The sequence below is a fragment of the Microseira wollei NIES-4236 genome, assembly GCF_020521235.1.
Classification (GTDB): Bacteria; Cyanobacteriota; Cyanobacteriia; order Cyanobacteriales; family Aerosakkonemataceae; genus Microseira; species Microseira wollei.
In genome coordinates this window covers 1-255 of record NZ_BLAY01000727.1, presented here as the reverse complement: position 1 = coordinate 255, position 255 = coordinate 1, and the positions used below count along the sequence as shown (strand labels likewise).

General features: G+C 43.9%; 1 protein-coding gene. It reads left to right on the top strand.

Annotated elements, in window-relative coordinates; genetic code table 11:
• Positions 1-57: 57 nt before the first annotated feature.
• The coding region (locus tag MiSe_RS50355) for a hypothetical protein (RefSeq protein WP_226595131.1) at positions 58-255 on the top strand (198 nt) is incomplete at its 3' end.

Sequence of the window (255 nt, the reverse complement as noted above, 5' to 3'; positions counted from 1 at the left end):
AACTCTTTGACAGGCGAGACGCCTATCCCACAAGAGTTGTTGGAGAAGTCTAATAGAATGGTCCAAAAAACAAACTCTTTGACAGGCGAGACGCCTATCCCACAAGAGTTGTTGGAGAAGTCTAATAAAATGGTCCAAAAAACAAACTCTTTGACAGGCGAGACGCCTATCCCACAAGAGTTGTTGGAGAAGTCTAATAGAATGGTCCAAAAAACAAACTCTTTGACAGGCGAGACGCCTATCCCACAAGAGTTG